A 14,531-nucleotide genomic window follows, 5' to 3' on the forward strand; every position below is an offset into this window, starting at 1 on the left:
TGACACAAAATAGTTATGTGTTGTAAAATTTTATGACACATGCAAAAAATATATGGTATAAATATGCATACGTCAATGAAATTATGAGACATACAGAACAATGCACGACATATAAGCAAGGAGAGTACCGTCATGCCGAACACCCGATTGAATATCACGCTGCCAACCACGATCGTGGACGATATCAAGGCCCTGTATGGGCAGCGGGGATTGAGCCAGTTTCTGGAGGAGGCTGCCAGGGAAAAGCTCGACGAGGTGAAGAAGAAGGCGTACAAGGGGCTGATTGAAGGATATCAGTCCACTGCCGAAGATACGAAGGAAGTGCTGAAGAAATTCGAAGCAGCGGTGACGGAGAAGCGCGATGTTTAAGCGCGGCGGAATTTATGCGGTCAAACTGCCCCATGCCGATGTGCAGGAGCCGGAAGTGTGCCCCTGCCTGGTGGTGAGCAATAATATCAGCAACGAGTATTCGCCGGTCGTGACCATTATTCCCCTGAGTTTTACCCGGCTGGGAAAGATCTACGATTTCGAGACATTCCTGCCGGCTTCGGGCAACGGGTTGGGAAAGGATGCCAAGATCAGTTCCCATATCCTGATTACCATCGACAAGACCAACGTGATCGGTAACCGGCTCGGCTTTATCAACAAAACGCTCATGAGTCAGGTGGATAAGGCACTCTGCCTGCAACTCGGCATCGAGGAGACGCCGGCGTACCCCAGCCCTGTCAAACAGGATAAAGGATAACCACCATGCTGCTTGAACCTTCCGAGGCCGCACAGGCCCTGAATGTAGATGAAAAAACCGTTGTACGCTGGATCAGGAAAGACAACCTGCCCGCGGAGTCCCTCCATGGAGACTACCGGATCAACCCGGTGGACCTGCTGGAATGGGCAACGGAGCGCGGCATAAAGGTCAACCCGGCCCTGTACAAGATGCATGATGCGGATGAGCGGCCGTTGCCGACCTTGAGCCAGGCGCTGCAGGCAGGAGGCATCCATTGCGGCTTTCCCGGTGGCGACAAGGAAACGGTGCTGCGTAATGCCGTTGACGTCCTGGACCTGCCGCCGGAGATCGATCCCGACTTCATCCTGCAGGTGCTGCTGGCACGCGAGGCCATGGGCACAACGGCGGTGGGCGACGGCATCGCCATTCCCCACGTGCGCAACCCGATCCTGGTGCAGTTGCCGGTCCCGAAGATCGCCCTCTGCTTCCTCTCGGAGCCGGTGGATTTCGGGGCGCTGGACGGCAAGCCGGTCCAGATACTGTTCACCATCATCTCGCCGACCATCAGAATGCACCTGCATCTGCTCTCAAAACTGGCCTACTGCTTGCGCGATCAGCGCTTGCGCGATATTCTCGGTAAACAATGCAACGCCGAGGCGATCATGAACACCATTCTTGAAATCGAACAGGATATCGGCAAAGGGGCATGATGACCGGCGACCCGACGGCACACCTTCCGGCAGTGCTCTTCATGGGAGCGGCGCTCCTGGCCGCGTTTTCAGGCACACCGCTCCTGGTGCGCGTTGTCACGCCGACCGTTGGCCAACGACTCGCTGCTATCGCAATGACCGTGGCGGCCGCAGGAGGTATTGCCGGTGCCGTACTGACGCTGCTCCAGCGTCAACAGGTTACCTATAAACTGGCCTGGCCGTTTCCCTTCGGCCCCGCCGAGTGCGGCATCGACCCGCTCACCGCCTTTTTTGCCCTGCCGATCCTCATCGTTGCCGCCTGCTGCAGCATCTACGCCCTCGATTACTGGCCTGCCGGGACCAACCCCCGCACGGTCCGCAAGCTGACCTTCTTTTTCGGCCTGCTGGTGTCGGCCATGCTCTTCGTCACTATGGCGCGGTCGGCCGGCCTGTTCCTGCTGGCCTGGGAGATCATGGCGCTTGCCGCCTACTTCGTCCTCACCACCGATGACCACACACCTGAGGTGCGCGACGCCGGCACGCTGTACCTGATCTGCACCCATACGGGAACCCTGGCTCTGTTCGCCCTGTTCGCCCTGCTGAACAGCATTTCCGGCAGCTTCACCTTCCCGGTGGCTGCGTCACTGACCGCCACAGCGCCGCTGGCCACCGCTCTGTTTCTGCTCGCCCTGTTCGGGTTCGGCTTCAAGGCCGGGCTCATGCCGCTGCACATCTGGCTCCCCTCGGCCCATGCCAATGCACCCAGTCACGTATCCGCCATCATGTCCGGCATCATCCTCAAAATCGGGATCTACGGGCTGGTGCGCACACTGTCGTTCTTTACGGGTATCCCGCTCTGGTGGGGCCTGGTCGTCATCGTCCTCGGCATGGTGTCGGGGGTCGTCGGGGTACTCTTCGCCTTGGGACAACACGACCTGAAACGGCTGCTGGCCTATCACAGCATCGAGAATATCGGCATCATCACCATGGGGATCGGCACGGCGCTGATCGGTACGGCTACCGGTTCACCGACCCTCATGCTGCTGGGAATGGCCGGCGCGCTCCTGCACGTGTTGAACCATGCCACCTTCAAGGCGCTGCTTTTCCTCGGCGCCGGCTCCGTGATCCATGCAGTCGCAACCCGTGAAATCGATCGGATGGGCGGACTGCTGCGGATCATGCCCTGGACCGCCGCATCGTTTATCATCGGCGCTGTGGCCATCTGCGGCCTGCCGCCCCTCAACGGTTTTGTCAGTGAATTCCTGATCTATCTCGGCTTCTTCAACGGGACGGTTGCAGGCAGCGGTGCAGGGGCCATCGGTACCGCTCTCGCCACTCCGGCCCTGGCACTGATCGGCGGGCTGGCAGTGGCCTGTTTCGTCAAGGTGGTCGGTATCGTCTTTCTCGGCACCCCCCGCGCGCCGCTTCCGGGGTCCGTCCATGAGGCAACCTGGACCATGCGGCTCCCGATGGCGGTATTGGCCATTGTCTGCCTCACCATCGGCGTGGCGCCGGTCGCGGTGGCCCCACTGCTGGAATCAGCCGTAACCGCTTGGCTGCCAAGCTCACCCCGATCCGTTTCCCTGGCGTCAGTTGCCCCTCTGAACTGGATTTCAGTCCTTGCCGTTGCTCTGATTATCATCACATTCTGTCTGGTGCTCTGGTACCGCGGCCTGGTGAAGAAAGCTACCGTGGCCAGCGCCGGCACCTGGGGATGCGGCTATCTCGACCCGAGCAGCAGAATGCAGTACAGCGCGTCGTCCTTTGCCGACATGCTGGTGAGCCTCTTTGCCGGCATTCTGCGTCCCGAGCGCCACGCGCCGCACATCACCGGGTCTTTCCCTGCCGACCCCCATTTTGAGAGTCATGTGCCGGAAACCGTCCTCGAACGGATATATCTACCCCTCCTCGCCCGCATCTATGAGAAGTTCCTGCCCATCAGGAGGTTACAGCATGGGCACCTGCATCTCTACATCCTCTACACCTTCATCACCCTGGTCGTGCTTATCGTCGTCAGTCTGCCCTGATCGTCCACGAACCTGCCGCCATCTTCTTAGGTATCCACCGACGCAAAAAGGCCCACGGTTTCCCGTGGGCCTTTTCATTCCCGTCTTTCTACTTCTGCTTAATAATTACCGCTCTTCAACAACTTCGCCACTTCCTTGGCATGATACGTCAGGATCAGGTCGGCACCTGCCCGCTTGAAGGAGAGCATGGTTTCCATGATGACCCGCTCCTCGTCGATCCAGCCGTTCCGGGCCGCGGCCTTGATCATGCTGTATTCGCCGGAGACGTTGTAGGCGGCCACCGGCAGGTTGAACTCGTTGCGCACGTCGCGGATGATGTCCAGGTACGGGAGGCCCGGCTTGACCATGAGGATGTCGGCTCCCTCCTCCACGTCCATCTGGGCCTCGCGGAGCGCTTCGAGGCGGTTCCCCGGGTCCATCTGGTAGGAGCGGCGGTCGCCGAACTGGGGGGTGGATTCGGCCGCTTCCCGGAACGGGCCGTAGTAGCCGGAGGCGTACTTGACCGCGTAGCTCATGACCGGGATATGCTCGAAGCAGTTCTCGTCCAGGATCTCTCTGATGGCCGCCACCCGGCCGTCCATCATGTCGGACGGGGCGACCATGTCGGCCCCGGCCCGGGCGTGGGAGAGCGCCTCCCTGGCCAGGAGTTCCAGGGTAGCGTCGTTGTCCACGTCGCCGTCCTTGATGATGCCGCAATGACCATGGTCGGTGTATTCGCACATGCAGACGTCGGTGATGACTGCAAGACCGGGCACCTCCTTCTTTAAGGCCCGTATCGTCTCCTGAATGATGCCATGCTCGGCATAGGCGTCGCTTCCCACGTCATCCTTTTTCTCCGGGATGCCGAAGAGGATCACGGCCGGCACACCCAGTTCATGAACCTCCTGGGCCTCGGCAACGATATGCTCGATGGATTGTTGATAGATCCCCGGCATGGAGGAGATCTCCTTCCTGATCCCCTTGCCGAAGGCGGAGAACATCGGGTAGATCAGGTCGTTAGCCGAAAGGGTGGTCTCCCGGACCATCCTGCGGAACACCTCTTTGCCGCGGATCCGGCGGGCACGGAATTGGGGGAAGAACATAGTTGTTTCTCCTTTTCTTTCACCGCCGGGTGTGCAGAGCTTTTTGGGAAAGTTGCAAACAGGTTTGGCAGGGCGGCAACTCAGTCTTGGTTATGAATAATACTGTACTATCTCGGCCGTCATTGCCGCAAGGGTATATTCCTTCGGTTCGATGGCGACCTTCAGACCCAGCTCCCGACAGGTAGTGGCCGTAATCGGTCCGATGGCCGCCACGGCCACCCCTTCCAGAAGACCGAGGAGCCGGTTGACCCCAAGGACCTTGGCCAGGTTGTCTACGGTGGAAGAGGAGGTGAAGGTGATGCAGTCGATCCGTCGCTCCTCAAGCGCCTGGATGGCGTCTGCCGGGAGTTTGTCCGGCAGTACGTTGCGGTAGGCGACCGGTGCCAGGACCTCGGCCCTCATCTGCGCCAGCGCCGATGGGATGACCTCCCTTGCCCGGTCGGCCCGGGGAAAGAGGACACGGACACCGGACATCTCCATCTTTGCGAATTCGGCCACCACCCCTTCGGCCTTGTAGTCGGCCGGCACCAGATCGGGACGGATGCCGTGGGGAAGGAGCGAGGCGGCAGTCTTGGGGCCAACTGCGGCAACCCGACAGTTCCCAAGGGCGCGACTGTCCTTACCCAGTTCCGCGAGGCGGGCGAAGAAATGTTTTACCGCATTGACCGACGTGAAGATGATCCAGCCACAGGCGGAGAGGTTGGCAATGGCGGCATCCATCTCGTCCCACGACTCAGGGGGAACGATGGCGATGGTGGGACACTCAAAGACCCTGGCACCCAGTGCCTGGAGCAGATCCCCGAATTCCCCCGCCTGATCGGCAGCCCGGGTGACCAGCATCCCCCGGCCGAAGAGGGGACGGTTATCGAACCAGCGAAGTCGTTCCCGCAGGCGAACCACCTCCCCGACCACGGTGATGGCAGGCGCCTTGAACCCGACCTGTCTGGCCTGCTCGGCGATACCGGCCAGGGTCCCCTCCAGCACCTCCTGCTCCGGATGGGTCCCCCAGCGGACCAAGGCCACCGGGGTGTCCGGCGAACGGCCGTGGGCAATCAGGTTGGCAGTGATCTGGGGGAGGTTCTTCACCCCCATGTAGAAGACCACGGTGCCGCTGCCAAGGGAAAGCCGCTCCCAGTCAATCTCGGAGGTCTCTTTGGCCGGGTGTTCGTGCCCGGTGACAAAGGCAACCGACGTGGTCACATGACGATGGGTCAGGGGGATGCCGGCGTAGGCTGCCGCGCCGATGCCGGCCGTGACGCCGGGCACGATCTCGAACGGGATGCCGGCCTCCACCAGGGCCTCGCACTCCTCCCCCCCCCGGCCGAACACAAACGGATCCCCCCCCTTCAGGCGGGCAACCACCTTCCCCTCCAACGCCTTCTGCACGAGAAGCCCGTTGATCTGCCGTTGCTCCCGGTTGTGGGCGCCCCCTACCTTGCCGGAATAAATCAGCTCCGCATCCGGCCGGGCATGACCGAGAAGCCGGTGGTTGGCCAGATAGTCGTACATCACCACGTCGGCCCTGGCGATGCAGTCGCGCCCCTTGACCGTGATCAGGCCCGGATCGCCGGGGCCGGCGCCGATGAGATAGACAAATCCCGATGTTCCAACTGGCATTGTTTTCACTGAGGTCCCTATGTTTTTTCCGGCCATTTCGGGGAGAGACATCTGGTGTGCTGTAGAGCGGTTCTTTCCCGGTGATGTCATCAGCCCGTTATTGATGCCGGTACAAACAGTAACGGGGCACAACCCGTTGGATGGTGCCCCGCGCATGTGGTGACAATAGGATCTTACACGTTCTCGTCCACCCGGCCGATTTCCCGCTGGTAGACTTCTTCAAGAATTTCCTTGCCACCGTTGCGCAACAGCCGCTCGGCCAGTTCAGATCCCAGGTGCTCGCAGGCATCCACCGGGCCGATAATGCTCTCCTTCAGCGTCCGCGTTCCGTCCACCGAGGCGATGAACCCGGTCAGCTTCAGTTGGTCGCCGGTCACTTCGCCAAAGGCGGCAATAGGGACCTGGCACCCTCCCTCGCAACGCTTCAGCAATGCCCGTTCGGCCCGCACCGCGTAACTGGTCTCCGGGTGATTGAAGAAGTCAATGGTCTCCTTGACCGCTTCGTTACGTAAGGAGCACTCGATCCCCAGAGCACCCTGGCCGATGGCCGGTAGGGAGAGGTCGGTGGGAAGCAGTTCCGTAACGTTTTCAGTGAAGCCGAGGCGATTGAGCCCGGCGGCCGCCAGAATCACCGCGTCGAGCCCTTCGGTGTCCAGCTTCTTCATCCGAGTTTCAACGTTGCCACGGATCACCACCATCTGCAAGTCGGGCCGCACCTTAAGTAGCTGGGCCTGGCGGCGGAGTGCCGAGGTGCCGATCTTCGCCCCTTTGGGCAGATCGGCAAACTTTACTCCTTTGGAGATGACCGCATCCCGCGGGTCTTCGCGTTCGGTGATGCAATGGAGGCCCAGCCCTTCCGGAAACTCGGTCGGGACGTCTTTCATACTGTGCACGGCGATGTCGATCTCACCGCGCAGCATCGCTTCCTCAATCTCCTTGACGAAGAGCCCTTTCCCGCCGACCTGGGCCAGGGGTACATCGAGGATCTTGTCACCGATGGTCTTGATCTTGACCAGGGTCACCTCCATTTCAGGGTAGCGCTTCTCCAGCTCGGACTTGACCCAGTTGGCCTGCCAGAGGGCCAGTTGACTGGCCCGAGTGCCGATTCTAAGTTGCTTCAGTGACATATGGACTCCTTTGTTAAGACACGAGGTCTACGTCATGAAGCATCCAGGAAATAATCCCAGTCCCCAGTCCCCGGTCCCTGATTTTCTTACTCTTCCAGCTCGCCGAGTTCCTCTCCCCCCTGGTCCCCCAGGTTCAGGTCGAACAGGGCACGGAGGGCATCCACGTAGAGGTCGGTGCGTCCCCCCTGACCGCCCTGTTTCAGGAGGCTGGTCGGCGGGTGGAGCAGCTTGTTCATGATGGCGTTGGTCAGGGCCTCCAGCCGCTTCTGCCCTTCCGGCGTAAGGTCCTTCCAGCCGGCAACGGTTTTCTCCAGCTCGGTCCGGCGAACCTCGTCGAACCTGGCCCGCAAGGCCACAATCGTGGGAGTCACTTCCAGGGAGGAGAGCCACTTGAAGTACTGCCCGATCTCCTGGTTGACGATCTCCTCGGCCTTTCCGGCCTCTTCGGCACGCTGCTGGAGATTGGCGGCCACCACCTCCTGCAGGTCGTCCACGGTATAGAGGTAGACGTTCTCCACGTCGTTGACGCCGGGATCGATGTCCCGTGGCACGGCAATGTCGATGAAGAACATCGGCTTGAGCTTGCGACGCCGCATCACCTCGTCCAGGTCCCTGGGGCCGATGATGCAGTGGGGAGCGCCGGTGGAGGAGAGGATGATGTCCGCCTTGTGAAGTTGGTCGAACAGGTCTTCGAACGGGACGGCCTTGCCATCGAACTCTTCGGCCAGCTTCACGGCCCGCTCAAAGGTCCGGTTGGTGACCATGACCCCGCGCACGCCGTTGTTCAGGAAGTGCTTGGCAGCCAGCTCGCACATCTCGCCGGCACCGATCAGCATGACCGTCTTGTCGGTCAGGTCGTTGAAGATCTTTCTGGCCAGTTCCACAGCGGCAAAGGCAACGGAAACGGCAGAGGAGGCGATTTTCGTCTCGGTCCGTACCCGCTTCGCAACCGAAAACGCCTTGTGGAGGAACCGGTTGAGGATGATTCCGGAGGTCTTGAATTCGGCGGCATAGCCGTAAGCGGTTTTGATCTGGCCGAGGATCTGCGGCTCACCGACCACCATGGAATCGAGACTGGCAGCTACCCGGAAGACGTGGCGGATCGCCTCCTCGCCGTGGTGGGTGTAGAGATGCTGCTCCAGGGCCTCCAGGGGAAAATTGTGATAATCGGCCAGGAACCGTTTGATCCGGGCCATACCACCGGCAATGTCCCTGGTGCAGGCGTAGATCTCGACCCGGTTGCAGGTGGAGACAATGATCGCCTCGGTAATGTCCGGGATCGCCACCAACTGGTGGAGCGGCTTGTCCATCTGGGTCGGGGCGAAGGCGACTTTCTCGCGTATCTGAACCGGGGCTGTCTTGTGGGAAAGCCCCACCACGATGATGTTCATCTCTGCGCGGCCTCTTCTCTATTTGTAACTGTGCAGCCCCGGCATGAGCAAGTTGACACCGAGGAATGTGAATAGCATGACAAAAAATCCTATGATGGACAGGATCGCCGCTTTGCGCCCCCGCCAGCCGGTGGTAAGTCGGCCGTGCAGCAGGGCGGCATAGACGAACCAGGTGATCAGTGACCAGGTTTCCTTTGGATCCCAGCTCCAGTAGGTGCCCCAGGCGGTTTCCGCCCAGATCGCGCCGGATATGATCGCGATGGTCAGGAGCGGAAAGCCCAAGGTCAGGCAACGATAGTTGATGTCGTCAAGGGTGTTGAGTGATGGCAGGCGCTGGAAGAGCCCGCCCAGTTTTTTTCGCTTCAGGAACCGCTCCTGGATCAGGTACATGACCGCAGCGCCAAAGGCCACGGCAAAGCTGGCGTAGCCGACAAAAGCCACAACCGTGTGGACTACCAGCCACTTACTCTTCAGTGCCGGATTGAGCGGGGTTATCCCCATGGGGAAGAGGGTTGAGACCAGCAGCAGTATCAGCGCCAGGGGGGTGATGAATGAGCCGAGGATGAAGATCTTGAACTTGCGCTCGAAGAAAATGAACACCCCGACCACCGACAGACTGAAGAACGACAGGGATTCATGCAGGTTGGTGATGGGGGTATGGCCGTCCTGGATATAACGGACGAGGGTAAAGGTGGCATGCAGGACGAAACCGGCGGTGATCAGCCAGCGGGAGGCGGTACCAGTGGCCGGTTGCGGTTTGACGAGGTAGACCAGGTAACAGACGGTCGCGGCGAAATAGAGCAGAAGCGTGACGTAGAACATCAGGGCATTCATGGGTTATCCTTTTCGGGTACTCCCAGGGTGGCTAGGGTGAAACCTGGCCCGCAGAGCATCGCCAGGAGTTGATCGATCTCGGCATAGGCCCGAATGCGGAACAGATGCGGCAGATCGGCGTCCGCCAACTCCTTTAAAATCCGCTTATTGTACGCGCCGGCCTTATTGGCCGTCAACAGCTTTTCACGCACTGCGCCGAGGAGCAGGACCGTCTCAGCATAGGCGTGGTCGAAACGGTCCTCCAACTCCCGGCGAATCCTGCCGGCCAGGGCCGGTGCTGTCCCGCCGGTGCCGATGGCAATGGTGAGATCGCCCCGGGTAACCACTGCCGGCGTGATGAAATCACCGCGATCCGGCCCCGTACAGACTTCCACCAGAATACCGCCACGGTGGGCTTCGTCGGCGACGGCTCGGTTCACTGCCGGCTGGTCTGTTGCAGCGTAGGCAAGGAACGCTCCGGCCAGGTCCCCCTGCGCATAGGGCCGCGCCAGGTGACGAACCTCACCGGTATTAGCGAGCTCCTGCAACACCAGCGCCACTTCAGGCGCGATGATCGTCACGCTGGCACCGCTGGCTCTGAGAAGTTGGCACTTGCGGGAGGCAACCGGCCCACCACCCACGATGACAACCGTCTTCCCCCGCACGTCCAGATTGATCGGCAGATAGCGCATTGTGGTACGTTATGCCGCTATCCGTGGCGGCTGTCAAGGGTAGGCACCTTGAGCGCGTTTTGCGCCTTGATTTTTTCACCTGCTTGGCTATAGTTGCAAGATCAACTGCAGAATGAAAAGGAGACACAACATGGCAAGTGAAAAGGTTCACACCTTTACCGACAATACGTTCGACTCCGACGTTCTTAAGGCCGACACCCCGGTACTGGTCGATTTCTGGGCCACTTGGTGTGCCCCGTGCAAGATGCTCGCCCCGACCATCGATGCCATTGCCGATGAGTTCGACGGCCAGGTGAAGGTCGGAAAGGTAAACGTCGATGAAAACCCGGGAACTCCTGGCACATATGGCGTTCGCGGGATTCCCACGGTGATCCTCTTCAAGGGGGGCAAGGTAGTCGACCAGATCGTCGGCAACGTTCCCAAGTCCCAACTGGAAGCGCTGCTCAAGAAGGCCCTCTGATTCCGATGGCAAAGCGAACAATGCGCACAACGATGTCGACCTTGCTGGCAGCGGCGCTTCTTTTGGGAAGTGCCATGCCGGCAGCAGCCATCCTCCAGAAGGGACAGTCTGCACCTCCGCTGGAAGGAACTACCATGTCCGGAGAGCGGTTGTCACTGGCCGCCTACCGTGGCCAGGTGCTCATTGTGGATTTTTTCGCCACTTGGTGCGGCCCCTGCAAGGAAGTGATCCCGCACCTTGTGTCTCTCAAGGAGAAATACGGTAGGAAGGGTGCCCAGATCCTGGGGTTGGCGGTCGACGATACGCCGAAGGCGTTACGGGAATTCATTAGCGCAAAGCGGATCAATTATCCGGTCGCCCAGTCCAATGAAGATCTGGAGACCGAATACGGTATCCGTTCCCTGCCGACACTTTTTGTCATCAACAAAAAGGGGGTCGTTGTCGGCCGGTTTCAGGGGATATCCGATCAGACTTTGCGGCAGGTGGATGAGCTGATCAGGAAGTCGCTGGCAGAATAGCCGCACAGCGAGAGACGAAACGACGAGCCGGCGGGCTTGCTGTTTGTATGCACAAAAAAGGGGAGGCGCTGCAAGGTGGAGTATTTCAAGACCTTTGTTGAACGGCTTGCCCTTTGGCACTTCTGTATTGAAAGGAATGATCAGCGTCTGTTGTGGACCCTGACCCGCACAACAGTCAGCCGTTGCATTAGAATCGCTTCGGTGGTTGCCAGGCAGCAGGAGACGACGGCATAGGCTGCCACAGCGCTGGCGAAACGTGCACACGGCGCAAGCACAGACAAAAAGCCGATGCCGGTACACAGGGCAACCGAGATCACTGCGCCGGTCAGATGGCGCATCTGCCAACGGTTCAGGGCTGCCCTAATCCTGTCCAGATCGGACAAAGCCCCATCATGACCAGCCGCTTCGATCCGCAGCCAGTCGCCGTGCATACGCAGCGCCATGAAGCAGGCCATGGTTGCGGTCAATGTGAGTATGACGGCAGTGTATTGATTCATGGTACACCTCCCGACCAGTTGAGCAGTTCCTTCCCACTTCTTTCTAAATCAGTGCCAGAACAAGACCAATTATTTTGTTCGTTATTTCAGACACTTATTGGAGTGTCCGCATCAAGTTACGGCCGTGATCGGGAGATTTGTGTGCAATGGTTGAACAGTAATGCTGCCGTTCAGGCGGTTGCCAGTTCCCGCACCACTTCGCCGAGCAGACGACGGATGGTTCGTTCGTCCACACAGTTAAACAGCAGACTGCCAGTACCGAAGACCACCTCCACATAGTCTCGCCAGCTACGTACCGTTACCGGCACTTCACTGATACCGTTCCCCAGCAGCCCGGTAAAGCGTTGTTCCATGCCGCCTTGCCGCCGACGGGACTTCTGGCGATGCAACTCGCAATATACTGCCTGGTCGTATTCATCGTTGGTCAGATAGATCATGGCGCACCTCCTGGTTTTTTACCATGAGAACACATGCTTGAGACATAATACGTCACAGTTGTTTGTGGCGCAGACAACGAGCGGATGGGCACCTTGACAGCACAGTTGTCGGCGTGTAGGTTTGCCCCGACCGAACAGATTGTTTACAGCGCCGAGGCCTTTCGGTTCGGAAGGGTGGTAAAGGCATGGCAGGGGAGAGTGTATGGCGGATCAGACGCTGCTGCAGAGACTGTTTCAGGTAAAGGGGGGGAGGGATTTCCGCTGGATAGATCCGGCCGAGATTGTGGTCGGCCAATGGGTACGGATGAAATGCATGTACGGCTGCAGCGACTATGGCCGCAATGCGTCCTGCCCGCCGAACACCCCTTCGGTGGCCGAATGTCGGGATTTCTTCCTGGAATACCGACTGGGGGTCATTTTCCGGTTCAGTAAACGGTTCGACGATCCCGAAGAGCGCCATGCCTGGTCACGCGGGGTCAACATGAAGCTTGTGGAACTGGAACGGGAAGTCTTTCTTGCCGGCTATCAGAAGGCGTTCCTGCTCTTCATGGACAACTGCCAGCTCTGCCGGGAGTGCGCCCGAACCCGAACGGCCTGCCACAACCGCAACCTGGCGCGCCCCACCCCGGAAGGGATGGGGGTGGATGTCTTTGCCACGGTAGCCAAATTCGGCTACCCCATCGAGGTGCTGGCCGGCTACGAAGAAGAGATGAACCGCTACGCCTTCCTGCTGATTGAATAGTCGATGACTCCGTGAGCCATGAAGGGCCGTTTCCGCGCAAACGCCCGCGATTTGGCTTTTGATGAGCTTCCAAGGCCTGTGGCTGACCTCACACGACAGATGAGACTTGTTACCCACCGGCCGCGGGAATCACGGTCGTTTCGCTCCACCGACCCTCCATGTCTCGCGGAGTCAGTGCCGTTTCATCGTCACCCCGCGCAGATACTCGATCAAGAGCCGCACGCCGACGCCGGTGGCCCCTTTCGGCAGGTAGTGGCGGCCCTTTTCCTCCCAGGCGGTGCCGGCGATGTCCAGATGGACCCATTTCGCTTTCCCGCTGAACTGCTTCAGGAACCAGGCGGCCGTGATGGTGCCGGCATGGGGACCTCCGGCGTTCTTCAGGTCGGCGACGTCACTCTTCATCGCCTCGCCGTACTCCTCCCACAGCGGCAGCTCCCAGACCCGTTCGCCGGTTGCCTCGCCGGCCCTGGCGATTGCCCGCGTCAACCCTTCATCCGTGCCCAGCATCCCGGTTGCCTGGTCACCCAGGGCCACCAGACAGGCCCCGGTCAGGGTTGCCAGGTCAATGAGCGCTGCTGGCTTGTACCGCTGGGCGTAGTGGAGGGCATCACAGAGGATCATCCTTCCTTCCGCATCGGTATTGTTGATTTCGACAGTCTTGCCTGCCAGGGTGGTGACGATGTCCCCCGGCTTGTAGGCGCCACCGTCCGGCATGTTTTCGGCCAGCGGCACGAGGCCGGTCACGTTGACCGGCAGACCCAATTCTGCTGCCGCCCTGATTGTGCCGAGGACTGCGGCGGCGCCGGCCATGTCGTCCTTCATCCGCTCCATCCCCTCCCGGGGCTTGAGGGAGATGCCGCCCGAGTCAAAGGTTACCCCTTTGCCCACCAGGACGACCGGCCGCTGGCCCGGGCTGCCGCCCTGATATTCCAGCACCACGAACCGGGGCGCGTGCTGCGACCCCTTGCCAACCGCCAAAAGCCCCCCCATGCCCAGCTCCTCCAGCTCGGTCCGCTCCAGCACGACGCAGTTGACGCGGTCGAGGCCTGCCAGTTCCAGTGCCCTGCCGGCGATATAGGCAGGGGTTGCTTCGTTGCCGGGGAGCGAGACCAGGTCACGGGCCAGCAGCACGCCGCGGCAGAGGGCCTCGGCGTCGGCCATGGCTTTCTTTACTGTCTGAACCTCCCGTTTGTCCCGGAGCAGGAGCGTCACCCCGGCCAGCGGCTTTGGCTCATCCTTGCCGGTCTTGTAGCGGGTAAAGGCATAACCGCCGAGCATCGTGCCGGTGGTCGTGGCGGTAGCGGCCTCATCCGGGACCAGACCGGCCAGGTGCAACACAGAGCTGGCCGTCGTGAGTCGCGCTCCCCGCAGCGCCTGGGCCGCTGAGCCGGCACCCTGGCGCAGCCTCTCGGCAGTCAGCTCCTCGGCCTTGCCCAGACCAACCAGAAGCAGCCGCTCTGCCGGCAGTCGACCGCAGGTATGGACAATCTTGGTCTTGTTGAGGCCGCCCGTAAACTCTTTCTGGGCATAGAGTGCCGTAATGGCACCGTGAAGCGCTCTGTCAAGCTCTGCGAGCAGGGGCGCCGCGGACAGCTCCTCAAAACAGCCGATAATCAGGGCCGGGCAGGGGTGGGTGGTCGGGTCGGCAACAACAGCTGAAAATTTCATGGAATCCCTCCTGTTCGCAGTTCGCGAATTATTGTAGCCGGATTCCC

The 14,531-nt window shown here is 60.3% G+C and carries 16 protein-coding genes; 7 read left to right on the plus strand and 9 right to left on the minus strand.

Annotation, left to right across the window (positions count from 1 at the left end; genetic code table 11):
• Positions 1 to 132: 132 nt before the first annotated feature.
• Genes JN12_RS08415 through JN12_RS08430 form a run of 4 tightly spaced genes read left to right on the plus strand, consistent with a single transcriptional unit; the run spans position 133 to position 3,440 of the window.
• Entirely contained in the window at positions 133 to 369 is a 237-nt protein-coding gene (locus JN12_RS08415) for an antitoxin (RefSeq protein WP_145021090.1), read from the plus strand.
• The gene (locus JN12_RS08420; RefSeq protein WP_145021094.1) at positions 362 to 745 is read left to right on the plus strand and encodes a type II toxin-antitoxin system PemK/MazF family toxin; all 384 of its coding nucleotides are present in this window, start codon (positions 362 to 364) and stop codon (positions 743 to 745) included. Before JN12_RS08415 ends, JN12_RS08420 begins: the two co-directional genes overlap by 8 nt.
• Positions 746 to 750: 5 nt before the next feature.
• Positions 751 to 1,434 (plus strand): PTS sugar transporter subunit IIA, encoded by a 684-nt coding sequence (locus JN12_RS08425; RefSeq protein WP_145021097.1) that lies wholly within the window; start codon positions 751 to 753, stop codon positions 1,432 to 1,434.
• A complete protein-coding gene (locus JN12_RS08430) occupies positions 1,431 to 3,440 on the plus strand; it encodes a proton-conducting transporter transmembrane domain-containing protein (protein ID WP_246125802.1) in 2,010 nt (669 codons plus the stop codon). Before JN12_RS08425 ends, JN12_RS08430 begins: the two co-directional genes overlap by 4 nt.
• 98 nt (positions 3,441 to 3,538) lie before the next feature.
• Here the strand turns inward: JN12_RS08430 and hemB are convergent, their stop codons facing one another.
• The 6 genes from hemB to JN12_RS08460 all read right to left on the minus strand — a co-directional run bounded on the left by hemB (position 3,539) and on the right by JN12_RS08460 (position 10,162).
• Entirely contained in the window at positions 3,539 to 4,522 is a 984-nt protein-coding gene (hemB, locus tag JN12_RS08435; RefSeq protein ID WP_145021101.1) for a porphobilinogen synthase, read from the minus strand.
• A 90-nt stretch (positions 4,523 to 4,612) separates the two neighbouring features.
• Complete coding sequence (cobA, locus tag JN12_RS08440) at positions 4,613 to 6,139, minus strand: uroporphyrinogen-III C-methyltransferase (protein ID WP_145021104.1); 1,527 nt, start codon at positions 6,137 to 6,139, stop codon at positions 4,613 to 4,615.
• Between the two features lie 173 nt (positions 6,140 to 6,312).
• Positions 6,313 to 7,266 (minus strand): hydroxymethylbilane synthase, encoded by a 954-nt coding sequence (hemC, locus tag JN12_RS08445; RefSeq protein ID WP_145021107.1) that lies wholly within the window; start codon positions 7,264 to 7,266, stop codon positions 6,313 to 6,315.
• An 86-nt stretch (positions 7,267 to 7,352) separates the two neighbouring features.
• Positions 7,353 to 8,657, minus strand: a complete 1,305-nt coding sequence (gene hemA, locus JN12_RS08450) for a glutamyl-tRNA reductase (protein ID WP_145021110.1) — start codon at positions 8,655 to 8,657, stop codon at positions 7,353 to 7,355.
• Positions 8,658 to 8,675: 18 nt separating this feature from the next.
• A complete protein-coding gene (gene ccsB, locus JN12_RS08455) occupies positions 8,676 to 9,491 on the minus strand; it encodes a c-type cytochrome biogenesis protein CcsB (RefSeq protein ID WP_145021113.1) in 816 nt (271 codons plus the stop codon).
• Positions 9,488 to 10,162, minus strand: coding sequence for a precorrin-2 dehydrogenase/sirohydrochlorin ferrochelatase family protein (locus tag JN12_RS08460; protein ID WP_145021116.1), 675 nt, complete (start codon positions 10,160 to 10,162; stop codon positions 9,488 to 9,490). The genes ccsB and JN12_RS08460 overlap by 4 nt, the downstream gene beginning before the upstream one ends.
• 130 nt (positions 10,163 to 10,292) lie before the next feature.
• Between JN12_RS08460 and trxA the strand changes: the two genes are divergently transcribed.
• Both trxA and JN12_RS08470 read left to right on the plus strand, forming a co-directional pair.
• Positions 10,293 to 10,622, plus strand: coding sequence for a thioredoxin (gene trxA, locus JN12_RS08465; RefSeq protein ID WP_145021119.1), 330 nt, complete (start codon positions 10,293 to 10,295; stop codon positions 10,620 to 10,622).
• A 20-nt stretch (positions 10,623 to 10,642) separates the two neighbouring features.
• A complete protein-coding gene (locus tag JN12_RS08470; protein WP_145021276.1) occupies positions 10,643 to 11,140 on the plus strand; it encodes a TlpA family protein disulfide reductase in 498 nt (165 codons plus the stop codon).
• A gap of 140 nt (positions 11,141 to 11,280) precedes the next feature.
• Here JN12_RS08470 and JN12_RS08475 read toward each other — a convergent pair whose 3' ends face one another.
• Both JN12_RS08475 and JN12_RS08480 read right to left on the minus strand, forming a co-directional pair.
• Positions 11,281 to 11,637, minus strand: coding sequence for a hypothetical protein (locus JN12_RS08475; protein WP_145021121.1), 357 nt, complete (start codon positions 11,635 to 11,637; stop codon positions 11,281 to 11,283).
• Positions 11,638 to 11,807: 170 nt separating this feature from the next.
• Positions 11,808 to 12,074: a hypothetical protein gene (locus JN12_RS08480; RefSeq protein WP_145021123.1), complete on the minus strand. Its 267-nt coding sequence runs from the start codon at positions 12,072 to 12,074 to the stop codon at positions 11,808 to 11,810.
• 202 nt (positions 12,075 to 12,276) lie between these two features.
• On the opposite strand from JN12_RS08480, the gene JN12_RS08485 reads away from it, so the two are divergent.
• A complete protein-coding gene (locus tag JN12_RS08485; RefSeq protein WP_145021126.1) occupies positions 12,277 to 12,816 on the plus strand; it encodes a DUF2284 domain-containing protein in 540 nt (179 codons plus the stop codon).
• Positions 12,817 to 12,987: 171 nt separating this feature from the next.
• On the opposite strand, the gene JN12_RS08490 is transcribed toward JN12_RS08485, so the two are convergent.
• Complete coding sequence (locus JN12_RS08490; RefSeq protein WP_145021129.1) at positions 12,988 to 14,484, minus strand: leucyl aminopeptidase; 1,497 nt, start codon at positions 14,482 to 14,484, stop codon at positions 12,988 to 12,990.
• Positions 14,485 to 14,531 lie beyond the last annotated feature (47 nt).

The organism is Geobacter argillaceus (assembly GCF_007830735.1).
Lineage (GTDB): Bacteria > Desulfobacterota > Desulfuromonadia > Geobacterales > DSM-12255 > Geomobilibacter > Geomobilibacter argillaceus.

Excerpts from the sequence above, each read along its gene's own strand:
- cobA (WP_145021104.1), bottom strand. The coding sequence starts at position 6,139 with ATGCCAGTTGGAACATCGGGATTTGTCTATCTCATCGGCGCCGGCCCC.
- hemB (WP_145021101.1), bottom strand. The coding sequence starts at position 4,522 with ATGTTCTTCCCCCAATTCCGTGCCCGCCGGATCCGCGGCAAAGAGGTG.
- JN12_RS08415 (WP_145021090.1), top strand. The coding sequence starts at position 133 with ATGCCGAACACCCGATTGAATATCACGCTGCCAACCACGATCGTGGAC.
- JN12_RS08470 (WP_145021276.1), top strand. The coding sequence starts at position 10,643 with ATGCGCACAACGATGTCGACCTTGCTGGCAGCGGCGCTTCTTTTGGGA.
- JN12_RS08490 (WP_145021129.1), bottom strand. The coding sequence starts at position 14,484 with ATGAAATTTTCAGCTGTTGTTGCCGACCCGACCACCCACCCCTGCCCG.
- JN12_RS08430 (WP_246125802.1), top strand. The coding sequence starts at position 1,431 with ATGATGACCGGCGACCCGACGGCACACCTTCCGGCAGTGCTCTTCATG.
- JN12_RS08425 (WP_145021097.1), top strand. The coding sequence starts at position 751 with ATGCTGCTTGAACCTTCCGAGGCCGCACAGGCCCTGAATGTAGATGAA.
- JN12_RS08475 (WP_145021121.1), bottom strand. The coding sequence starts at position 11,637 with ATGAATCAATACACTGCCGTCATACTCACATTGACCGCAACCATGGCC.
- JN12_RS08420 (WP_145021094.1), top strand. The coding sequence starts at position 362 with ATGTTTAAGCGCGGCGGAATTTATGCGGTCAAACTGCCCCATGCCGAT.
- trxA (WP_145021119.1), top strand. The coding sequence starts at position 10,293 with ATGGCAAGTGAAAAGGTTCACACCTTTACCGACAATACGTTCGACTCC.
- ccsB (WP_145021113.1), bottom strand. The coding sequence starts at position 9,491 with ATGAATGCCCTGATGTTCTACGTCACGCTTCTGCTCTATTTCGCCGCG.
- hemC (WP_145021107.1), bottom strand. The coding sequence starts at position 7,266 with ATGTCACTGAAGCAACTTAGAATCGGCACTCGGGCCAGTCAACTGGCC.
- hemA (WP_145021110.1), bottom strand. The coding sequence starts at position 8,657 with ATGAACATCATCGTGGTGGGGCTTTCCCACAAGACAGCCCCGGTTCAG.
- JN12_RS08485 (WP_145021126.1), top strand. The coding sequence starts at position 12,277 with ATGGCGGATCAGACGCTGCTGCAGAGACTGTTTCAGGTAAAGGGGGGG.
- JN12_RS08480 (WP_145021123.1), bottom strand. The coding sequence starts at position 12,074 with ATGATCTATCTGACCAACGATGAATACGACCAGGCAGTATATTGCGAG.
- JN12_RS08460 (WP_145021116.1), bottom strand. The coding sequence starts at position 10,162 with ATGCGCTATCTGCCGATCAATCTGGACGTGCGGGGGAAGACGGTTGTC.